This window comes from Myroides sp. LJL119 (assembly GCF_054871605.1).
In genome coordinates this window covers 1-20,705 of the sequence record NZ_JBTXLO010000007.1, presented here as the reverse complement: position 1 = coordinate 20,705, position 20,705 = coordinate 1, and the positions used below count along the sequence as shown (strand labels likewise).

Here is a 20,705-nt window from a genome sequence, read left to right as displayed (position 1 = left end):
AAGTTTAATTGCTCCGGGCAAATATTTTTTTTACCCTTGTTGTATTAAAAACGTTAGATACAAAACTGTATCTAACTCATATACATTTAATTATCTAGCAAAAAAACCCCCTAAATAGGAGGTTTTTTATATTATTTTTAATATAAACTCGGGTATTTTTCTGGATTTGCTTCATGCATAATCTCATATGCCTTCTCAAAAATATCCTCTACAGATGGTTTAGAAAAATAATCTCCATCTGTTCCATACGCAGGCCTATGAGCCTTTGCTGTTAAAGTTTCAGGTTGACTATCTAAGAATCTATACCCAGCTTGCTTTTCTACAATGTTTTGCATCAAATAAGCCGAAGCACCACCAGGAAGATCTTCATCTACAACCAATAGTCGATTTGTCTTTTGTAAACTCTTAACACAATCCGCGTTAATATCAAATGGAAGTAAACTCTGAGCGTCAATAATCTCAACACTAATACCATGTAAATCAAGTTCCTGTGCAGCCTGCTCGACCAAACGAAGTGTAGATCCGTAAGAAACAATGGTTAAGTCAGTACCCTGTTTAATTGTTTCCACCACACCAATTGGTGTTTTAATCTCACCTAGGTTAAGTGGCATATTTTCTTTTAAGCGATACCCATTTAAACATTCAATAACCAAAGCAGGTTCATCTGATTGCAATAAAGTATTATAAAACCCTGCCGCTTTGGTCATATTACGCGGAACTAAAACATGCATACCGCGAATAGCATTAATAATCATACCCATTGGAGATCCCGAATGCCATATACCCTCAAGACGGTGACCACGAGTTCGCACAATTAAAGGAGCTTTTTGGCGCCCTACAGTTCTATATTGCAGAGTTGCTAAATCATCACTCATAATTTGAATAGCGTATAATAGATAATCCAAATACTGAATCTCAGCTATTGGTCTTAATCCACGCATGGCCATTCCAATACCCTGTCCTAAAATAGTAGCTTCTCGAATCCCGGTATCACTTACACGATTTAAACCATGTTTGTCCTGAAGTCCTTCTAATCCTTGATTAACGTCTCCAATATTACCACTATCCTCTCCGAAGATCATCACATTTTTATTATTAGTGAAAATATGATCAAAATTATCACGCAAGATAATTCTTGCATCTACCTCTTGAACATCTTGTTGTGGGTAAACTGGATCTACCTTTTCAATAAGTGTAGCTTGTTTGTTGGAGTCCGACATTAAATGCGAACTATATTTAGGCTGGATTTTTTTAAAATAATTTTCAATAAAATCCACTAAAGCTTCTTTACACGACTCTTTCAACACAATTCGTATAGCTTTACGAGCAGTGGAAATTACATCTTTGCGAATCGGCTCTTTTATTTGCTCTAATTCGTTTGTAAGCTTTTCAAGCTCTAGTTTATTTACACTTTCTTGCTGAATTTTTCGTAAAACTGCAACAAGTTGATTTCTCTCTGAAATTATCGGATCTAAATAATTTCTCCAAGCAGTCTTTTTCGCCTCTAAAACTTGCTTTTTAAGATCTTTATCTAATTCATCTAATTCTGATTCACTTGCAAATCCCTGAGAAACAATCCACTTTCTCATCTGTACCAAACAGTCCATTTCTCGCTCCCATTCTAAACGCTCTTTACTTTTATATCTCTCATGAGAACCGGAAGTCGAGTGTCCTTGTGGTTGGGTTAGCTCCTCTACATGTATCAAAACAGGTACGTGCTCATCTCTTGCAATCTGTGAAGCTTTTTGATATGTTTTTAAAAGCTCTGGATAATCCCAGCCTTTCACATTTAAAATCTCATATCCTTTATTTTTTTTATCTCTTTGAAATCCTTTTAAAATCTCAGATATATTCTCTTTTGTAGTTTGATACCTAGCATGAACCGATATACCATACTGGTCATCCCACACACTCATAACCATAGGTACTTGTAAAACACCCGCTGCATTAATGGTTTCAAAGAATAACCCCTCTGAAGTAGAAGCATTTCCAATGGTACCCCAGGCTACCTCATTACCATTTATGGAGAAGTTTTGCGCTTTATCAGCCTCTGGAAACTCTCTATAGTATTTTGAAGCCTGAGCCAAGCCTAATAATCGTGGCATTTGCCCTGCTGTTGGTGAAATATCGGCACTTGAATTTTTCTGTTTAGTTAAATTCTTCCAATTCCCTTGTTGATCCAAACTATGGGTAGCGAAATGTCCTCCCATTTGACGACCACCGCTCATAGGGTCGTTCTCAATGTTTGCATCGCCAAAAAGACCTGCAAAAAACTCTTCTATACTTAAGGCTCCAATGGCCATCATAAATGTTTGGTCACGGTAATAACCAGATCTAAAATCTCCGTTTTGAAATGCCTTGGCTAAAGCCAATTGTGGCACTTCTTTTCCATCTCCAAAAATTCCAAATTTAGCCTTTCCGGTTAACACCTCACGTCTACCCAATAAGCTACATTCTCTACTTATTCGGGCTATTTTATAATCTTCTAACACCTCTTTCTTAAAATCATCTAAGGCAAGAGATTTCTTATTTTGCTTTTGACTCATCGTAAAATTAACTTATTTACCGGTTACGAATATAAAATATTAATGCTAAAAAAGCTAACTTTTCAGACCTCATTATATCAAATAAATATCCTATACTATTGATTTTTTTTTAAAAAACATCTAATTTATTTAAATAATGTATAATTTCATCTTAAATATAAACTTCAGACTAAGAATTATACAATAACCTTTTTATGTAAAGACATTAATTGACAAGAAAAATCAACCAAAAAAAATACCCCTTTTTATCAAGGGGTATCTTCTTATTCTATTACAGTTAAAAACGTATCTAAATCAAAACGCACTTTTTTCAAAGGTAATAACCAATCTTCTTGCGAATCTCTATGCCCAAGGGCTAAAAGACAAACACTTTTTAATCCCTTTTGATCTAAAGATAACTCTTTATCTAACTCCTGATTGTAAAAACCTTCCATAGGAGATGCATCGATGCGCAATTCAGCTGCTGCGGCAATTGCCATACCAAAACCAATATAGGCTTGTTTAGCGGCGTGATTGGCTTGTTGTTCTACCGATAAAGCTGCAAAATTAGCCTTCAATGAATTTTTATAATCTAACATGGAATCTTTGGCTAAATCTCTTTTTTTCTCCATATTATCAAACACTTTATCGATACGCTGATCTGTGTAAGAATCCCAACTAGCAAAGACCAACAAATCGGAACACTCCTTAACCTGGGGCTGGTTCATTGCAATGGGAACTAGCTTTTGTTTTAGTTGTTGATTTTTAATTAAAATCACCTCAAAAGGCTGTAAACCTGATGAAGTTGGAGCTAGTCTAGCCGCTTCAATAATTTCCATCACTTTTTGGTGATCTAATTTCACATGGCTATCATATCTTTTGGTTGCATATCTCCACTGTAAAGCTTTTAATAATTCCATTGTTTATATATTCTAAATTAGTTTTCTTCTAATTGGTCATTTAAAAAAGTAGTAACATTCTTGTATATACGCTCTTGTATATTATCCAAGGGTTCCTTTACAAACTCTTGTCCCATTATAATTTGGTAAAGTTCAATGTATCGATTCGATACAGACTCTAGATAATTGGCATCCATAAATGGAACAGTTTGACCTTTTTCACCGCTGAATCCTTGTTCTAACAACCATTTTCTAACAAATTCTTTAGACAATTGCCTTTGATCTTGGCCTAAACGCTGCCTTTGATCATATCCATCAGCATAAAAATACCTAGAGGAATCCGGAGTATGAATCTCATCTATTAACATAATCTCACCCTGTTTGTTTTTTCCAAATTCATATTTAGTATCCACCAATAACAACCCATGTTTTTTGGCAATCTCACATCCTCTCAAATATAATGCTTTTGTATAAGATTCCAATACTTGGTAATCCCCTGGCGTGACAATGTTGTTTTTAATTATTTCTTGTTTGGAAATATCTTGATCATGAAACCCAAATTCCTCTTTAGTTGAAGGTGTAATTATAGGTTCTGGTAATTTGTCATTTTCTTTTAATCCCTTTGGTAATTCCACACCACAAATCACTCTATTTCCAGTTTTATATTGTCTTGCGGCATGACCTGCTAAATATCCTCTTATTACCATCTCTACTTTAAAAGGTTCGCAAACCTGACCAATCATAACATTTGGATCAGGTGAGGCTATTAACCAATTAGGCACTATATCTTTGGTTAATTCCATAAAGCGAGTAGCTATTTGATTAAGCACCTGGCCTTTATAAGGAATTCCCTTTGGTAAAACCACATCAAAGGCAGATAAGCGGTCTGTGGCAACCATAACTAAGTATTTATCGGCAATGTTGTATACATCGCGGACCTTACCTCTGTAAAAAGATTTTTGATTTTCAAACAAGAAATTTGTTTGCGTGATAGTTTTTGTCATATTTATCAATTGTGTAGTTCTTTTTAATAGCCAATATATATTAGCCCCTAACATTTAGGTATTTTAAAGCTTTCACAAACACCCCATGGTATAAAAAGTGTTTTTTTATCGTGCAGCCTTGGGTGCTTCTAAACAAAGAAACCCACTTAACAAGCACATAGGGAATCAGCAATACAAAACTACAAAAATGATTGATTAGGATACTTAAATATACCATTTTTTTTTTAACCTATTAGGCTATAAAACAACCATTTTAACTATATAAGTAAACTTTTTTATTTAAATTAGATAATTAAAGAAATTTATTAAAAATAAAACCCTTTTAAAAATACACAAATAAATACTTTTTAATACAACAACTAATAAGAACAACAAAAAACAACTCAAAAACATCTAACAATCTATATTTAGCCTTATTATTATTATAATTTATACTTAATACCCCCCTATTTTAATACATTGTACTTATATTTGCAAGGAACTATTTAATAATTTGGATAGATATTTAGCTCGATAAAAGCAATAAAATTGGATTTTAGCTTCCACCTTATTAATACAACATTTAGATAATTAGCTAATAAAAAATGCTTTACAGCAATAAAAATATATAAAAACACAAACAACAATATGGAAGGTCAATTAACAGCGAGAGAGCAACGTATTCAAAAAAAAATAAAAGACTCCGAGACACATGTTTTTCGCGCAGTTTTCCCTGGACAAACAAACCACCACAACACCATGTTTGGTGGGGCTGTACTTTACATCATGGATGAAATTGCATTTATGACAGCAACACGATTTTGTCGTAAACCAATAGTTACAGTCTCAAGCGATAAAGTAGATTTTAATCAACCAATTCCAGCAGGTACTTTAGTGGAGTTAATTGGAACTGTAACAAGAGTTGGAAGAACCAGTTTAGATGTACGTGTGGATGTATTTGTAGAGAGCATGTACCGAGAAGGAAGAGAAAAAGCAATTACAGGGAATTTCACCCTTGTTGCTATTAATGAGAGTAAGCGACCAGTTCCTGTTTTAGATGAATTAGAATAATATTTGTTCTTCATATAAATATAAAAAAGCTAAAAATAAACCCTTTAGCCTTTTAAAAGATTAAGATTTTATAGGTGCCCCAAAAGTTTTAAACATTCTTTTGGGGCATATTTTATAAATAAAGTACACAAACATGATAAGTTACTATAATTCTAACAAACACATGTTTTGAAAATATTTTACAAAATGCGCCTAAGGAGTTAGAAACCTTCTTTTTAAACTAGCTTTGATAAACTCTTTTAAAGCTTGGTAGTGCTAAGCTTTTTTTTTTCGAACTCTCATAGCTACAATGTAAAAAGTAACCGAGTTTACTTGACCTTGTTATATAATCTTTTCAGTATACCAGTATTGACTCTCCTACTACTTTGAGCATTAACTTAAAAAGTAATTAAATTGAAATACACTTATAGTTTTACAACTACCCTAGCTCCATCCACCTGAGATTATAGCTTGAATAAATATCGATTATTTTACCAAAACAAGAAAAAAAACAGTTAGAAGATAATCAGGGTGTACTATTTTCATCAAAGCTTTTATACCATTTTTTTAAATGCAGCTACAAAGTATTCCCTTTTGTTTTTTTTGCTTTTAAGCCCCCTGTCTTACTAAGGCAAAACAATACATTAATAAAAACAGCTCTAACAAAGTATATATAATGCAATGAGCCCGGAATTCAACCGGGCTCAATACATTAAAAGGATTCTATAAATTAGCCAAATTCTCTTGGCATAAACCTACAAACTCACTTATATTTCTTTAGATATATTGTTATTGTTTATCTTGAATTGCATTTTCAATTTCGTCAATCATCATTTTAATTGATTTAAGTCCTCCACCTGATAAATACCAAACCTCGGAGTCTAAAAATACAATATTATCGTTTTTATAGGCGTTTGTTTGTTTGATTAAATCATTAGCAAATTCTTCTTTGTCTAATGATTGTCTTTTAATGGCCGCCCCTCTATCAATTACAAATAAGTAATCTGGATTAACTTCTTTGATAAATTCATTAGACACAGCCTGACCATGACTAGCGGCTTGAATTTTATCATCCGCAGGCTTAATACCAAAAACATCATGGATAATTCCAAAACGAGATCCTTTACCATAAACACTATATCTTCCTTCGTTTACAAGTACAATAAGACCTGTTTTATCTGAATTTTGAGTAAGAGCATTTATATTGGCAATTCGCTGGTCGATCTGATTTAATTCTTGCTCTACCTCTTGTTCTTTACCATAAAGTTTAGCAATAATTCTTTGGTTTTCTTTAAATGAATTTATGTAATTATTCTCATCCAACTCCAAGTTGATAGTCGGAGCTATTTTACTTAATTCATCATATAAAGGAGCTTGACGACCAGATATAATTATTAATTCCGGATCTAACTCATTAATTTTCTCAAAATTAGGATCTTTTAAGGTCCCCACATCCACAATGGATTTATCTTGTTGGTAGTCTTGTAAATAACTAGGTAAGTTACCCTTTGGTAAACCTTTCACAGGAATATCTAACTCCTCAAAACTATCAAGTGAACCGTAATTTAAAACAACTGCATTTTTAGGGTTTTGATTTACAGAAGATTCTCCCGAAAGATGCTTAACTACGATTTGATTAACCGAATCGTCTTGGTTAGTTGTCTTGGTATCTTTGCAAGAAGCAAACACAGCTAAACATGCAGCGGTGCAAGTAATTAAAAACTTATTCATATTATTTAATTTTTTATTGATTAATATTAATGTTATTTAAAATAAATACAAACCTTACAATCACTATTATCCACAATTGTCATATCAATATCAAAGACCTCTTTCATGATATCCTCGCGAATAATATCTTGGGTTGGTCCAAAGTGAATAATTTTATGATCTTTAACAGCCGCTATATAATCTGCATAAGAAGAGGCGTAATTAATATCGTGTACCACAATTATAATCGTTTTTCCATACTGGTCGGCCAACACTCTTAAAATCTTCATAATCTCAACCGAGTGTTTCATATCCAGGTTATTTAAAGGCTCATCAAGTAAAATATATTCTGTATCCTGAGCAAGAACCATAGCCAGAAAGGTGCGTTGTCTTTGCCCCCCGCTTAACTCATCTATAAACTGATCCTCTATTTCACTTAATCCCATAAAGCTCAAACTCTCTTGGATTTTCTCCTGATCAAAGGTAGTTAATCTACCTTGAGAATGCGGAAATCGTCCAAAAGCAACAAGCTCCTTAACAGTTAAACGAACATTGGGATGATTAGACTGCTTTAAAATAGATAGACGTTTAGCAAAATCTCTATTTGTAAAACTAGTTACATCTTTATCTAAAAGATTTATTTCTCCCGAATCCCTAGCAACTAATCTACTAATGATTGAAAGCAAAGTGCTCTTCCCAGTACCATTTCCACCAACTAGACAAGTAATTTTACCTTTTGGAAAGCTAACTGTTACATCATCTAATATCATTTTATCTCCGTATGCTTTTCGGATATTTTTTACCTCTATCATGATCTATTACTCTTTAATAATAAATAAATAAAATATATTCCACCTACAAAGTTGATTATTATACTAATTGTAGTGGACATATTAAATAAATGCTCCACAAGATATTGCCCTCCAATGACAGTTACAGCTGTTAAAAGACAACAGGCACTAACCATGTAAATATGCTTACTTGATTTTACTAATTCATAAGTTAAATTTGCCACTAATACTCCTAGAAATGTAATAGGTCCAACCAAAGCCGTGGACACCGCTACCATAACCGAGATAAGCATTAAGTTATTTCGAATTACCTTGTGATAATCCACACCAAGACTTATAGCATTTTCACGTCCCAAAGTCATTACATCTAACGAATTAAAATAGCGTGCTCCCCAAAACATCGAGCCAATCAACAAAATGGCTGAAACCCCCAATAAATTTAAATTAATCTTATCAAAGGAAGCAAACATCGCAGATTGAATTATGAAAAACTCATTTGGATCTATTAACATTATAATAAAAGAAGAGAAGCTCCTAAATAAGGTCCCCATAAGTAACCCTACTAAAAGCAATACATACATACTTTTACTTTCCCTTCGAAATATCGCATAATACATGACAAGTGAAAATATTAACATAAGGCCAACGGAAACAAAGAAGTTTGTTTGCGTACTTAATACTTGAAAAGTTTTATCGCCATAAGCAAAAACTAATAGACTTTGTAAAAGCAAGTAAAATGAATCAAATCCCATTATCGAAGGTGTAAGAATTCGATTAGCAGCTATTGTTTGAAAAACAATACTTGAATAACCAATAGCAAAGGAGATTAATACCATTGCGATTACTTTAAATCCTCGACGAGGTAATACGTAATCTAATTTAGATCCCGTGAAAGTAAACATATATATAGCAATGCAAAAAAGTAATGCTACAAATAAAACTGATATAATTCTATTTTTATGCATTGCGTGTTTTTTTAAGGATTAAGAATAAAAATATAATACCACCTATAATACTCACTGTTAGTCCAATTGGAATCTCATATGGAGCAATAAGCACTCGACTTATTATATCACAAATCATTAGGAAGATAGCTCCTATTAAAGCCGTATAACTAATGGTTTTCTTTAAATTATCTCCAAACAACAAACTAACAATATTTGGAATTATCAAACCTAAAAATGGAATAACTCCAGCTGTTAGAACAACTACTGTGGAGGTTATCGAGACAAATATTAATCCTAAGTAAGTAATTTTCTTATGATCTAGCCCCAAAGAAGTTGCCGTTTCCTCACCCAGACCAATAATGGTAAATTTATTGGCATATAAATAGCTTAATAAAACAATGGGAACTCCTAAATACAATATCTCGTAATTTCCTTTGATAATAGATGAAAAATCTCCTATTAACCAACCTTCCATATTTTGAACCAAATTATTCTTATAGGCAAAAAAAGTAGAAATAGCATTTAAAATATTACCAAAGACAATTCCAACTAAAGGAACGAAAATAATATTTCTCATTTTTATCTTAGAGGATATTTTTAAAAATACCACACTTGCCACTAAAGCAATAACAAACGATAAAGACATTTTATAGAATACTCCCCCACTTGGAAAAAGTATCAAGCTAAATAAAATCCCCATTTTACAGGCATCTAAAGTACCCATAGTTGTAGGAGATACAAATTTATTTAGAGATATTTGCTGAACAATTAATCCAGCGATACTCATACCCACCCCAGCAATTAGAACCGAAATCATTCGCGGTAGCCTACTGACCAATATTACTAACAACTCATCTTGAGTAAGGTTACTAATATTGTAAATAGATATATCCTTTACACCAACAAAAATGGAAAAGAACGATACTATAAGGAGTATAAGAACTAATAAAATTCTTATCATTTCAAGCTTGTTTTTATTTAGAATAAAATTAAATAATGGCAAATATATAAAAGTCTAACAAGTGTAGGAAACAAAATTCAAACTAATTATAAACAATAACAATAACCAAGCTAACAATAAATCAAAGAAATTAATATAAATAAGTGATTTTCAAATAATTAATAAGCTAATAAATCAAAACTGATAGTATAAAAAACATAAAAATAAATATTCCGTAAAACGGTGTTTTTCTTAAGCCTTGAGCTATACTACCTGTCTAAAACTAAAAGGCTCCATGAAACTCTAAATAGAGCTTATCAAAGACAGCCTTAACTTGTAATTTCGCAGGCATAATAGTTGTTTTTGATTTCTATTTTTCTGTATTTTTTTTAAAAAAAATATAACTAACAATGCCTATAGTTTATTTTAATCTATCGTCCAGTTTTTCTAAAATTTACTTCTCACATACAAACACTCTTTAAAGGTGTATGAATTGGGGGAACTATTTGTAACAAAAAAACCACCAACTAACTTAAAAAAGTTAAGGGTGGTTTTTGCGACTCTCTACCTGAATACAACATCAGATTCCTTTTTAATTCACAACCATTTCTATTGATGTAACTATTCCCTTGGTAACAGGAACTAAGGTCATAGTGCGTTTACGAAGCTCTACAATGTGAAATTGCTGGGGTTGATCACCAGATAAAAAAACAGTAATAATACCTTTTTCAAAATCATAAGTCCCCACGAAAGATTTTTGATCGTATTTATTAATAACTTTTAATTTACCTTGTTGTAAAAAGTCAACTACGTAGAAAGATTTTTGTAACTCAAGTTTTATTTGCTTTTGCTGATCGGCCAAGTCATTAAAATTAAAGTGTGCAGCTATCCAAGTCTTTTGAATATTTTCAACTACTAAATCTAAAGGAGAGTTGGGATCTCTGTGATTATTACTATCATCATTTGAACACCCAATTAGCAACAGTACAAGGATACTGAAACTAACAAAAATTAATACATTCTTTCTCATATGGCTTGACTTTATATTTAATTACTTAAAAAACATTAATTTAACTTAAAATCTTAAATTAACTATAACTAAATATACAAAATAAATACATTACTTTTACAAAGAAGATGAAAAATTACATATTTATCATATAAAACACCCATAAGAGTAAATATCACCACTTTAACTTAAAAAACTCCCTTTTTCAAAGTAGTTTAATACAAATAACACGAGCTTAGAGAATCAAATTAAGGCCAAATCGCTATCTTTTCTCTATTAATCAGAACTTTAATGACTATTTGATTCTCTTAAAACCAAATTTAACAAGTCAAATAATTTTTCTTTAAGTGTAAATCTATATACACTACAAACCAATTAAGGAGCATAAAACAACACTTAATCTATATAAAATACTTGACTAAAGTCTCTAGTGCATTAATTCAATAAAGGCTAAAGGTTATTGACAATAACTTTTATTTACAAAAGAGTTGTTGATTTACCCTCTAATTTATACAATATTTATTGCATAATCTATCTTGATATAAAAAATTAGCCTTACTCTTTTTAAAATACGCCATTTTATGTCCTACAGAATTTTATTTTTTTGATTTTCTACCTACCCCAATAAAAGATCAAAATAAGGATATAACTCCCCATGAGGTAAATTCAACAAAAACTCGGTAGAGGACTTTTTTTAAACACACTTTAAATCTTATTAAACTAGTTAAGATTTATTTTTTTAACAAACAATTTAATAAAGTAAGGAAATTACTATTGTACTTAAATATCGCGATTTTCTGCTAGTAACTTTTTTATAAAACCATACAAGTTTTCCATTATTAATTCTTTCCTAAAGCAACAGTGAAATTAGCAGTTAAGAGTCTATCTAAAGCGCATACCAAAATGAAAAAACAATCCGAAACAGTATGTTTTTTGACAGATCAAACCTACTTTATTGTTATTTATGTGTTTGTTAATCTCTAAGTAATAAATTTTAATGTCGAAAGATTTCCAATTTTTGTTAACAGACCTATATCCTTAATAAATCCAGTAATACAAATAAAAATCCTACCTAGACAACTTAATTATTGCAACTAATCTAGATAATAAATAATTTAAAGACAGGGGATAAATTAAAGTCATCACTTATAGCTCAAGGATACCATACCAAGTAACTGACTGTTTTGGTGGGATATTAAAATTTATTTTAAAAAAAGTGCCTACGAAGGAATTTATTTTAAAATAAAAAATCCTACTAGGTACTGAGGGTTTGATAAAAAGAGAAAAGCTTTGAAATTAAAAATATCCCCTGAGTTATGGATTAATTTAAACACAATGAGCTCGGTATTTCACCGAGCTCATTGTGTTTAAATTAGCCTGTAAACAGGTCTATATTTCTCTTACTTGACTTTTGTTTTACTAATTAGTTAGCTTTATAAGCTAGATAACTATCTATTGTTTGCCTAGCGACAAAATGATAATTTCCTCGAGCCTTTTGATAAATTTGATTAGCTAATTCTTCTTGCCCCGAGTTTATCAAAGCTAAATATAAAGGCTCTAAAAACTTCCTTCTACCCACATGTGTCATAAATTCCTGTGCATTATCATTAACCTTATCATAGCCTATAAGAAAAGCTTTCTCATACCAAGCACACTGTATTTCTGCATTGTTTGAATTGGTAAAGTCATACATCTGATCCATCTTTTGTAAATCTTGTGGAGTCAATTTTTCCGGGTCAATTAAACGGATGTAATGTACATATTCATTGGTGGACCAAATTCCAGGCTTTGCTGGGAAGTTCTCTGCTAGTTTAAATTCAGCTAAATCTTGGTTATAAACCTTTTCTACTTGATCCATCAACTGGGAATTTGGTGCAGTAAAAGCAGTAGGCCATCCTGTATCATAAATCCAATTTTGAACAAAATCATCTTCACCATTGGTTAAATTCTGCTTTAAATAAACAACAAAGTCCTTTGTTGTCATGGTTTTAAAAGCATTATCACTGAAATATTTCTTTAAAAAAGCATCAAATTTTTCTCTTGAATATCTATCTTCTAACATTTTCAAAAATAAATATCCCTTGTCATATGGTACATCGGAGAAAGCATCATCTGGATTACGGTTACTTAAATCAATATACAATGAGGTATAATGGTTATCTATCAAATCCATAGATGTTTTTAAATCTTGATAGCCAATTACACTTAACATATCTGCGTAATCTTTACCAGCTATTTTCTCCATGATGCGGCGTTCAAAGTAAACAGTAAATCCTTCGTTTAACCAAAAGTCATCCCAAGTTGCATTTGTAACAAGATTACCGCTCCACGAATGAGCTAACTCATGGGCAATTAAATTAGTCAAGGACCTATCTCCAACTAAAATTGTTGGGGTTGCAAAGGTCAGCCTAGGGTTTTCCATTCCACCAAAAGGAAAACTAGGAGGTAGAATTAAAACATCATATTGTTCCCAAGGATAAGGTCCGTATAGACTTTCTGCTGCCTGAACCATCTGCCCTACTTGAGCTAGCTCATATGCTGCTTTTTCTAGCAGCCCTGGTTCTGCGTACACACCAGTACGGTGATCAATACCCTGATAGGCTATATCCCCAACTGCTATGGCAATTAAATAAGCTGGTATGGGCTGATTCATTTGAAAGTGATATAAACCATCTGCGGTTTTTTCCTTAGGGTTAGTTGCACTCATTACCGCCATTAATTCCTTTGGCACCTGCACATCGGCCGAATAAGTTATTCGAACACTTGGACTATCTTGAATAGGAATATAAGTACGGGTTAAAATTGCTTGACCTTGAGTTAATAAAAAAGGATACTTTTTATCATAGGTTTGCTCTGGCTCCAACCACTGTAAAGCACCTGCGTGGGGACTAGTTTTATAGTAAATACTAACAATAGAATCCACAGGTGAAATATCCACCTTCAAGGCCGATCCTTTTATGGAATCTCGAGCAAACAAAGTGTAATTAGCTTTTCTTTGATCACTTAACAAAACAGAATCGATTTGAATATTATCCGTGTCGAAAAATATTTCACTTGCATTGTTGTTTAAAAAATCATAAGTAGCACTTGCTTGAAGTATTTTGTTTTCAAAATCTACATTAACATCCCAATGTAAATTTGTAATACGCGCCTTATCCAAATCTGCGTAGGTTTGATTATCCACTGACAAAGCTACATTCTGGTTGGAGGAAGATTTTTCTTGACACGAAGTTAAAAATGCCAAGAGACCAAAAAAAACAAATAGGTTTTTTTTCATTTTAAAAAAATTAGGGTAAATTACTTTATTAAAAGTCATCGTTTTATAACACTTAACTAAGACCTTTAACTTGGGACAAAGATAAAATTTCATTCTGAAACTTAATACTATAAAAAAACAATACAATAGGTATTGCAGTTAATAGAGATTTAAAGACCAAAATATACGTTGCATTTCAAGAAATTAAACTTTTTATTAACTACTTACAATGGTAATTACAACTACCTTTGGCCTTAAATGAAAAATGGGAAAACTCCACTTACTGAGCTCTCCCATCTTTTTTGAAAATACACACTATCACTTATATATTGTATAATTGTTCTACAATTATATAAAAACAACACTAAATTAATATCTAACCTACTAAATTAATTTAAAACACAGACACAACATTGTATTTTAATTAGATATTTCTTTAATTTTGATACTGCAAATTTCGAACTTATTGTATAACCACCATAGGACATTTGTCCTTAAGCAGCTAAAAAAATGTTAAGAATAAATATTGGATTTTTATCCTACGTAGAGTCTTTGGCGCAAACTGAGTTATTTTCAGACAAAATAATACTAACTAGTTATAAACCAAAAGAAATTCTTTTAAACCAAGGTGATGCAATCAGTAAAATTATTGTCATAAAAGAAGGCATTACAAAATGTTTTATTACCGAGGAAAATGGAAAAGAATACATTCCCGAATTTTTAAGTAGTGGAGAAATAATGGGAGAAATTGAAATGATTTCTAAGCGTAATTGCCTTTGTTCTGTAGAGGCCATTACCCCTGTACTTGCTTATATTATTCCCGCATCGGTGTTTGATCATTTACTGCAAACAGACCTTACCTTTAATCATACGCTTTTGAAAATTGAATCCCTACGATTATATGATACAAGCGAAAAGGCATCTTTTCAACAACTCTATACCGTAGAACATGCGTTAGAGAAATTAATGGAGCTTCAAGACAAACAAAAAGTAAATCTTACAAAAGAGGATATTGCCTCTTATTTGGGTATTACCACTCGCACCCTTAATCGAGCTTTGAAAAAGCTGGAAGAAAATTAAAACCTATAAAAATATTACCCTTATAATTTATTAATTAAAAAAGGAACTAAATCTCTTTAGTTCCTTTTCTTGTTTTTACATAGTTATAACTGGTCTTTGATAAACCAAAAGACTCTAGTTCTTTTTTTGTGTTTGATTTTTAATTATAACAAAAATCAACAGAAGCTAAGTTCATTTCACGAAGAAATTCCTTAGGCATACTCTCTAGTTTAATGGTTTGCTCACTACTTAAAATAAAGTTGTTCTCAACCCAATCTCTAGTATTGTTAACCATTTGAAATAACTCAAACTTAAACTCCTGCACACTTAACTTACTCAGTTCAGATTTTTTGGCTTGAAAACCTGCCTGATTAAATGCTACTTTTTTCATGATTTTATTGTTTTGTTGCATTATTCCTCTAGGGAAAAATATACCACCGGATTTATCTCCAAAAGCGAATCCTAGTGGGTATTCTTAATATTTCAATAATCATGCCATTTAACATTTCCTACACACTGGCTAGGTGTTTAACGTTAGATTTGGTTAATAAAAAACGTTATTGAAATATTTTGGCAATTTATTACATAAATAAAACAAAACCAATACGGTATAAGTGAAATTCTTATAATTTAAAAAACTTAGCTAAATGTGAAAAAAATATTAATTATTAAAAGAAATCATTATAAATAAAAGACTAATATTAGTCAATAATCAACATTTAAACATAAACTAAAAATCAGATTATGCTTAAAAAACAAGAAATAAAATTTAAAACCGTCCCACTTTAGAAGTTGAAGGTATAAAATAAACACATTCTAACACTAGTTTATATAAATATACAAATAAAATACATTAAAATAACTAATATTATAAAAAAACAACATCTTAATTAACACAAAGTTAGAAATACAAAGAAAAACACACCTTATCTCATTTTTACTTACAATTTTATTAATAATTGCAGAATACTGAAATATTTATGGTAATCTACTATCCCCCCCTACCCATTCACTTTTTTATAGGCAAACATAACCAGTGACTCTACATAATCGGTATCGAACTCAATTGCGTTAACTTTGTTAATATCAAATTCATCAATTTCCTCAATCCAATCCCCATTTGGAGCTAACTCTTCAAATCCAAAAAAGTTTTGGTCATCATGTCCAATATATCGACCTACATAACAGCAGGAATCATTTTTAAATTCGATACTAAAAGCACCATATTTATTGGTAATGTACTTTAAGGTTTCAAAAATATCTTCTTGTAGTCTTATAGGAGAATCCTTAAAATTTACTGCCTTTGCTTTTAATACCTGTTCAGTGAAACGAATATGAGCGTCCTTTGATATAGATTTTATTACCTGTCGATTTATTAATCGATATCCATCCATCAAATAGTCAACGGAATTGGTTTTTATTAATATCCAGCTTTCATTAAATGCGAGTAATATCCCGATGATAGGTCTGTTTGGACTATCGATTAATTCTAATTGTAATAATTTAAACAAACTATCATTCATCATAATAACAATCTTAAGGTTCATACCACTCAAGCACATACTGGAAGAAAATTCATCTCTAATGGCTTTATGTTAAATTTAATAAAAAATCAACTAATTTTCATCCTTTTGAGTCACTTTTTAACAGTGCAAATAATTTACTGTAAACCAGCTAGATACATGTTTTTTGATAAAAAAAAAAGAAAGTTTCATTTTTAATAAGTCTCCAATACTTATTAAATTGCTTTTAGTATGCAAAAAAAGAGCCTCTTTACACGCCATTTTTTTTGGGTTTTTCTGCTTATTAACAAGCCTACTCTCAGAAAAAGTATTGGTTAAATTACCAAATGATACTTTACAAACAAGGCTTTGATTTTTAATAAACCAAAGCCTTGTTTTTTTGAATTACAATTCTAGCCAAAAATAAGTCATATGTCGCATTTTATTTTTTAACACGTTGGGTTCAATTACAAAATCATACTTTTTAATAAAACCAAATTTTTCACATAGTCTAATACTTGCGATATTTTTCTGTTCTGCATTATATATAATATACTTTGTTTTAATATTGTTTTTAATTAGCTGGATTAAAGTTTTTAAAATCTCAGAACCATAACCTTTATCTTGTGCAGACTCTTTTAACCACAAACCAATTTCTACATTTAACTGGTTAATATCATGTATTCCACAAGAACCTAAAAACTCTTTGGTATTCTTATTCAAAACAACAAACACCATACAAGCACCTCGGTTATACTCAATTTGAGAACGTCTGATGTATTCCTTTAAAATAGCTTGGTTATCAATAGGATCAAAACTTAAAAATTCGGCAACATTACTAGTTAATCCTTGTTGGTAACTTAATAAATAGTCTAAACAAATTGGAACCAGCTCTAGATTTTCACTCTCCCATGTTTTCTTAACAGGAAATACGACTCTTTGCTGATCTTTAATCATATTTAAGATTGTTGAAATTTCATATAAAATTCCTCTACTTATCAAATCCATGGTTGAGTGGTTTTCCAGTAAGTCTTGATAACTTAGAAGTACTTGCCTTGTAAAATACCATGGGTGATCAAACAACAAGCTATCACTTGTTGTGGCCCATAACATTTGGTCGATAGTGGAGCTTTCAAACTCAGGCCATCTATAAGCAGAATCCTCCTGCCATACCCAGGTTCCAAAAGGCCTATCAATTTGATTCCTACCATCTAAAAACGTCTCCCATTGAAAACCAATAGCCTTGCATATCTTTAAAAAAACTCTCAAATATAAACTTTGTAAATCCTCTTGTTTTTGGAAAAACTTAAATAAATAAATTAACACCATAGGAGTGATTATAAGCACACGATTTTTTTGCTCTATGGTATTGGCTAAGGTAATTAAAGCCATCTTTTTTTGCTGCTCGTCTCCAAATTCAAGTATTTCAAGTAGACCAGGTATGTCGTTTGCCCTTTGATTAAAGTCTACAAAGTACTCCCAAGGCAAGCTAGAATAAGGAATCTGATTTAACTTTATAATATTTTGCATTATCTGATTTTTAAAAGATTAAAAAAGGGTCTAAATAATTATTAAGACCCTGTTTTTAAACTAACTATTTTTTTTATTTTCTTTTCTATAAGAAAGCATATTTAATATTTTTTGCTCACTGATGTTTCGAACAAAGCTATGGTGATAAACATAGCCTAGTTTTTCGGCTATTCGAATACTACCCGTATTATCTTTTTCTACATTATAAATTAAGTAATCCACATCCAAATTTAAAAACACAAACTTCTCTAGAGCTTCAATAAGTTCTTTTCCATAACCTTTACCAAAGGCGCTTTCTTTTAACCATATACCCAAAGAAATACTTTCATTACAGATATCATGAATTCCACAGCATCCAATAAACTCTCCACTACGTTTATCGCTTGCCACAAGAGTTATGTCTTGTTTTTTCTCTAATTGGTTTAGACTATAATCAATAAACCCCTGGGTATCTTCTAATTTACCTGTGGGAATAAAAGGCAAGAATTTTGCCACCGTTGGGGTTAAAGCGTTAAAAATATCTTGCTTGAATTTTTCATGTACAATTTGAAAATGTAATCTTTCTGAATCGAAAGCGATGTCTTTATTAAACTCCATTATTTATTTATTAAATTCTTTGGAGTCAAAAACTCCATATATAAAATTTTGCACTGTATTAAAAGGGGTGATATGTTGGTGATCTATCGTTTTTCTCAAAACAAACGAGTCTTTAAAGGTATCGGCCAGAGATTGCTTATCATATTGTGTAATATTTAAACCACTACATTTTAATGGCCCCGAGACACTAAAAGTACTAATTATCATTTTGCCTTTTACCCACTTATTTGTTATTTCAACATATTTAGATACACCTTGGCTATCACATTGAAAGTGAAATGCAGCTCTATCATGCCATAGGTCAAAACTTTGTGTAGGAACATAGTCTAAAACATCACTTACCACCCAGTTAACTTTATGTCCCTTGGCTCCTAATCTATTCTTAGCTCGTTGTATAGCTTCTAAGGAGATATCCAAAACCGTGATATTAGTAAAGCCACTTTGTAAAAGATAATCTACCAAATTACTATCTCCAGCCCCAACATCAATTATAGCGGCGTCCTTATTCAATTTAAAACTCTCAATAAGCTCTAGCGATAAAGTAGGTTTTTCTTGAGTCCAACTTACTTGATCTGGTGTTTTATTCAGATATATATCTTGCCAATGTTTTTTATTTTGGTCCATAAACTTATTTCTACTCTTTACTTGACAAAGGTACATAAAAGAAAAAAGCTTTACTTACTATTTAAATATCTACGAAATTATTTTTTTTCTTTTGTTTTGCAAATACATTTCAGCTTTGCAACGCCTTGTAAATACTAGAAAACTTGAAGAAACAGCTTCCTTATACAAAATATATTTTTACTAAGTGATTACCCTAAAAAAATATTTTACCCATATCCATTTGTAACTGAACAGATTAAATTTTACTGCAAGAAAAAGTGAAAAAAAAACAATAAATGCATTTGCACAAATCAAAAACTCGTAGTATGTTTGCCATGCAATTAAGGAAATAATCTTAATAAGTCAAGGAGAGGTGCCGGAGTGGTAACGGAGCAGATTGCTAATCTGTCATCGGGTAACCGATGCCAGGGTTCGAGTCCCTGTCTCTCCGCAACTTTCGGGGTGTAGCGTAGCCCGGTCATCGCGCCTGGTTTGGGACCAGGAGGTCGCAGGTTCGAATCCTGCCACCCCGACGAAAGTTTAAGATTAAATCCGACATTGCATTTCGGGGTGTAGCGTAGCCCGGTCATCGCGCCTGGTTTGGGACCAGGAGGTCGCAGGTTCGAATCCTGCCACCCCGACTTGACGGAACAAAACAGAAATTTCTGTTTTTGTTCCGTTTTTTTTACACTTAACTTTCTGTTAATCAGATTAAGGATGGATCAAAAAAGTTGTGGGGTATCAAGTGCAAAAGTTGGGGACTAAGCAAAGAGTTTGCTTAATCTAAATAGAAAAAACTCTCGTTCTCTTACTCCTCTATACATCATACGAAAGTACTTAATTTTAGAGTTGAAGGATTCTGCAGAAGCATTTGTACTTCGGTAATTAAAGTAGTTTAAGATATCTGGGTAATGCTGGGTAAGGGTTTTCACGACAACCTGGAATTGCTTCAGTCCCGTTTTCTCAACCAAGTTAAACCAATGTACTAATTTACTCATAGCTACTTCTTTGGGTGCTTTTTAATTATAAATAACTCGAAGGGAGTTAGTTAAGTTATACGCCTGTTTTATTTCCAGGTATAGCTCAAAGAGAATTTCTGCTCTTTTCTTGCTGATATTAAGTTACTAAATCAGATAATTAGATTTTTTATATTAAAAAACATTGGGATAAGGGGATTCTTTACTTTAATAATTATAAATGAAACGCATACCTTAACTTAATTCCAATATGATAATCTTTTAATTTTTGGTTGCTATAACTCATATCTGTCCAAATACTATTTAATTCAATAGGATTATCATAAT

17 protein-coding genes and 3 tRNA genes are annotated in these 20,705 nt (G+C 31.7%); 5 read left to right on the top strand and 15 right to left on the bottom strand.

Annotated elements, in window-relative coordinates; all coding sequences use genetic code 11:
* Window positions 1–137 precede the first annotated feature (137 nt).
* The 3 genes from ACYSNV_RS08565 to ACYSNV_RS08555 form a co-directional block, all read right to left on the bottom strand.
* Window positions 138–2,546 (bottom strand): alpha-ketoacid dehydrogenase subunit alpha/beta, encoded by a 2,409-nt coding sequence (locus tag ACYSNV_RS08565; protein WP_461762153.1) that lies wholly within the window; start codon window positions 2,544–2,546, stop codon window positions 138–140.
* Between the two features lie 263 nt (window positions 2,547–2,809).
* Window positions 2,810–3,445: a nitroreductase family protein gene (locus ACYSNV_RS08560; protein WP_461762152.1), complete on the bottom strand. Its 636-nt coding sequence runs from the start codon at window positions 3,443–3,445 to the stop codon at window positions 2,810–2,812.
* A 17-nt stretch (window positions 3,446–3,462) separates the two neighbouring features.
* Window positions 3,463–4,428, bottom strand: a complete 966-nt coding sequence (locus ACYSNV_RS08555) for a phosphoribosylaminoimidazolesuccinocarboxamide synthase (protein WP_461762151.1) — start codon at window positions 4,426–4,428, stop codon at window positions 3,463–3,465.
* A gap of 627 nt (window positions 4,429–5,055) precedes the next feature.
* Here ACYSNV_RS08555 and ACYSNV_RS08550 point away from each other — a divergent pair.
* Complete coding sequence (locus ACYSNV_RS08550) at window positions 5,056–5,478, top strand: acyl-CoA thioesterase (protein ID WP_461762150.1); 423 nt, start codon at window positions 5,056–5,058, stop codon at window positions 5,476–5,478.
* 768 nt (window positions 5,479–6,246) lie between these two features.
* On the opposite strand, the gene ACYSNV_RS08545 is transcribed toward ACYSNV_RS08550, so the two are convergent.
* The 6 genes from ACYSNV_RS08545 to ACYSNV_RS08520 all read right to left on the bottom strand — a co-directional run bounded on the left by ACYSNV_RS08545 (window position 6,247) and on the right by ACYSNV_RS08520 (window position 14,131).
* A complete protein-coding gene (locus tag ACYSNV_RS08545; protein WP_461762149.1) occupies window positions 6,247–7,188 on the bottom strand; it encodes a siderophore ABC transporter substrate-binding protein in 942 nt (313 codons plus the stop codon).
* Window positions 7,189–7,220: 32 nt separating this feature from the next.
* The gene (locus ACYSNV_RS08540; RefSeq protein WP_461762148.1) at window positions 7,221–7,979 is read right to left on the bottom strand and encodes an iron ABC transporter ATP-binding protein; all 759 of its coding nucleotides are present in this window, start codon (window positions 7,977–7,979) and stop codon (window positions 7,221–7,223) included.
* Window positions 7,976–8,923 (bottom strand): iron chelate uptake ABC transporter family permease subunit, encoded by a 948-nt coding sequence (locus ACYSNV_RS08535; RefSeq protein ID WP_461762147.1) that lies wholly within the window; start codon window positions 8,921–8,923, stop codon window positions 7,976–7,978. The genes ACYSNV_RS08540 and ACYSNV_RS08535 overlap by 4 nt, the downstream gene beginning before the upstream one ends.
* Window positions 8,916–9,866, bottom strand: coding sequence for an ABC transporter permease (locus ACYSNV_RS08530; protein WP_461762146.1), 951 nt, complete (start codon window positions 9,864–9,866; stop codon window positions 8,916–8,918). The genes ACYSNV_RS08535 and ACYSNV_RS08530 overlap by 8 nt, the downstream gene beginning before the upstream one ends.
* Window positions 9,867–10,437: 571 nt before the next feature.
* A complete protein-coding gene (locus ACYSNV_RS08525; RefSeq protein ID WP_461762145.1) occupies window positions 10,438–10,875 on the bottom strand; it encodes a hypothetical protein in 438 nt (145 codons plus the stop codon).
* 1,402 nt (window positions 10,876–12,277) lie between these two features.
* Window positions 12,278–14,131: a M1 family metallopeptidase gene (locus ACYSNV_RS08520; protein WP_461762144.1), complete on the bottom strand. Its 1,854-nt coding sequence runs from the start codon at window positions 14,129–14,131 to the stop codon at window positions 12,278–12,280.
* Window positions 14,132–14,620: 489 nt separating this feature from the next.
* On the opposite strand from ACYSNV_RS08520, the gene ACYSNV_RS08515 reads away from it, so the two are divergent.
* A complete protein-coding gene (locus tag ACYSNV_RS08515) occupies window positions 14,621–15,190 on the top strand; it encodes a Crp/Fnr family transcriptional regulator (RefSeq protein ID WP_461762143.1) in 570 nt (189 codons plus the stop codon).
* Between the two features lie 139 nt (window positions 15,191–15,329).
* Here the strand turns inward: ACYSNV_RS08515 and ACYSNV_RS08510 are convergent, their stop codons facing one another.
* The 5 genes from ACYSNV_RS08510 to ACYSNV_RS08490 form a co-directional block, all read right to left on the bottom strand.
* A complete protein-coding gene (locus tag ACYSNV_RS08510) occupies window positions 15,330–15,560 on the bottom strand; it encodes a hypothetical protein (protein WP_461762142.1) in 231 nt (76 codons plus the stop codon).
* A 610-nt stretch (window positions 15,561–16,170) separates the two neighbouring features.
* Window positions 16,171–16,716 (bottom strand): hypothetical protein, encoded by a 546-nt coding sequence (locus ACYSNV_RS08505; protein ID WP_461762141.1) that lies wholly within the window; start codon window positions 16,714–16,716, stop codon window positions 16,171–16,173.
* 360 nt (window positions 16,717–17,076) lie between these two features.
* Window positions 17,077–18,201, bottom strand: a complete 1,125-nt coding sequence (locus ACYSNV_RS08500) for a GNAT family N-acetyltransferase (protein ID WP_461762140.1) — start codon at window positions 18,199–18,201, stop codon at window positions 17,077–17,079.
* 60 nt (window positions 18,202–18,261) lie between these two features.
* A complete protein-coding gene (locus ACYSNV_RS08495; protein WP_461762139.1) occupies window positions 18,262–18,798 on the bottom strand; it encodes a GNAT family N-acetyltransferase in 537 nt (178 codons plus the stop codon).
* A gap of 3 nt (window positions 18,799–18,801) precedes the next feature.
* Window positions 18,802–19,422 carry a class I SAM-dependent methyltransferase gene (locus ACYSNV_RS08490; protein ID WP_461762138.1) on the bottom strand — a complete coding sequence of 207 codons (621 nt, stop codon included), beginning with the start codon at window positions 19,420–19,422 and terminating at the stop codon, window positions 18,802–18,804.
* Between the two features lie 346 nt (window positions 19,423–19,768).
* Between ACYSNV_RS08490 and ACYSNV_RS08485 the strand changes: the two genes are divergently transcribed.
* The 3 genes from ACYSNV_RS08485 (at window position 19,769) to ACYSNV_RS08475 (ending at window position 20,042) form a co-directional block, all read left to right on the top strand.
* Window positions 19,769–19,852, top strand: a tRNA-Ser gene (locus tag ACYSNV_RS08485).
* Between the two features lie 7 nt (window positions 19,853–19,859).
* A tRNA-Pro gene (locus ACYSNV_RS08480) sits at window positions 19,860–19,934 on the top strand.
* Window positions 19,935–19,967: 33 nt separating this feature from the next.
* Window positions 19,968–20,042, top strand: a tRNA-Pro gene (locus ACYSNV_RS08475).
* 120 nt (window positions 20,043–20,162) lie between these two features.
* Here ACYSNV_RS08475 and ACYSNV_RS08470 read toward each other — a convergent pair.
* Window positions 20,163–20,399 (bottom strand): transposase, encoded by a 237-nt coding sequence (locus ACYSNV_RS08470; protein WP_461762137.1) that lies wholly within the window; start codon window positions 20,397–20,399, stop codon window positions 20,163–20,165.
* Window positions 20,400–20,705 lie beyond the last annotated feature (306 nt).